The 1,777-nt window shown below is 44.4% G+C and carries 1 protein-coding gene; it reads left to right on the top strand.

Features of this window, described 5'->3' with window-relative positions:
- Nucleotides 1–262 precede the first annotated feature (262 nt).
- Complete coding sequence (locus PX484_RS06335) at nt 263–1,603, top strand: aromatic ring-hydroxylating dioxygenase subunit alpha (protein ID WP_287767933.1); 1,341 nt, start codon at nt 263–265, stop codon at nt 1,601–1,603.
- Nucleotides 1,604–1,777: the final 174 nt, after the last annotated feature.

A 1,777-nucleotide genomic window follows, 5' to 3' on the forward strand; every position in this document is an offset into this window, starting at 1 on the left:
CTTGTTTTAGTTTTTCTATTAAGCTCAACATATATTTGAAAGGTTGGCGGTCACTCCTCATTTTACCTGATAGTGATCGCTTTTACTTTTGATATTCTGATGGGAGAATGAAACAGCCCTACCCTTATCAAGGGGGGCAGGGGGGATCGAACCTAAAATCCATTTTTAATTTAATTATAACCAGCTACTTAGTAGGAAGACAGAGATCAATTGGCCGCACCGATATTATGATCATGATCAATATTTTTTCTCTCTCACCCCCATGACAAGCGCCGATCAATCTCAACCCCTGCCTAGGGATGACTATTTTCACTACCAAAATTGTTGGTATCCTGTGTTATTCGTGCAGGATTGGCAAAAAAATCCCTACTCTTTCTCTCTTTATGGGCAACCATTGCTAATATTTCGCGATCAACAGGGAAAATGGGGCTGTTTGCTTGATCGCTGTCCCCATCGCTTGGCTAAACTCTCCACAGGACAGATGATCGCTGGGCGTTTAGAATGTTTGTACCATGGTTGGCAGTTCGAGACGGATGGAAAATGTTCCCATATTCCCCAACTGCCAGTTAATACCCCGATTCCCCGCAATGCCAAGGTTAAATCCTATAGGGTGATGGAACGTCAGGGAGTCCTCTGGGTTTGGTTAGGAGAAGAGGAAACAGCGAAAGAAAGCGATATTCCTATCATCAAAGACCTAGAAGACCCCAATTGTGTCTATACCGATTATGTCATCGATTTTCCCTATGAACAGGGCTATTTACTCGAAAATCTCCTCGATCCCGCCCATGTTAATATTAGCCATGATCGCAGCGAATTCGGGGCAAAACGGGAAAATGCTCAACCGTTAGCCTTCCAAATCCTCGAAATCTCGGCGCGAGGAATTCGCAGTCAGTGGCGCAATAGCCGCAATCCGCAAGAAAGCTGGAAATATCTGGATTTTATAGCCCCTAATCTCGTTCATTATCGTTTTTCTCTGCCTAATCCCGATTGGTGTGCTGGATTGGCTTTATACGGGATTTCTCTGGGTCAAGGTCGTTCTCGCTTACTGATGCGACGTTACCAAAATTTTGCCGTTAACTCCCGTCAATACCGTTGGCGCTGGTTGGAACATCTGCGTCAAAGTCGCATCCTCGAAGATGATCTACCTTTAATTCAAAGTCAGCAGCAAATGGTGGAAAAGTCAAGAGATAGTTTACAAAAATTATACTTACCCTTAAAAAGTTCCGATGCCTTGGTGATTGAGTTACGTCAATGGTTCGATCGCTATGGGGACTCTTTCCCCTACTATCAAGGCTACACCAGCCAGCGGACAACGGCGATCGATTTATCCGATCCTTTACCCCTCGATCGCTATTCTCGTCACACTGTCCACTGTCGCACCTGTAGCGATGCCCATGAAAACATGGTAAAAACTAAACAAATTGCGATTTTAATGGGGATATTATTAGTTTTACTGGCAATTTTATCCCCAAATCAGTCTATCTATCAAATTACTGCCCTTATTTTCGCAATTTTGGCTTTGGCAGTAGCGATCGCCGCCAATTATACCCGCACAAAATTTGAACGCACCTATGAGAAAAAAGCCCATACCAAACTACAGTAATAAGTAGGGTCTGCTGAAAAAGTTTTTCCTGGGGGCAGGGTGTGGGGTGTGGGGTGTGGGGTGTGGGGTTTTACCGGTTTTGAGGGGGCCAATTACCTAATTTTCAGGGAAAAAGTCCAGGAATTTTCCCCCTGATCACTCCCATGCCCGGTACTTTTTGATTGACAAAAAGTC

It is taken from the genome of Microcystis sp. M49636_WE2, from assembly GCF_030065375.1.
In the GTDB taxonomy this organism is placed as follows: Bacteria; Cyanobacteriota; Cyanobacteriia; order Cyanobacteriales; family Microcystaceae; genus Microcystis; species Microcystis aeruginosa_C.

Bases quoted from the DNA above. Each gene is read 5' to 3' on its own strand.
- PX484_RS06335 (WP_287767933.1), top strand. From the start codon at position 263: ATGACAAGCGCCGATCAATCTCAACCCCTGCCTAGGGATGACTATTTT.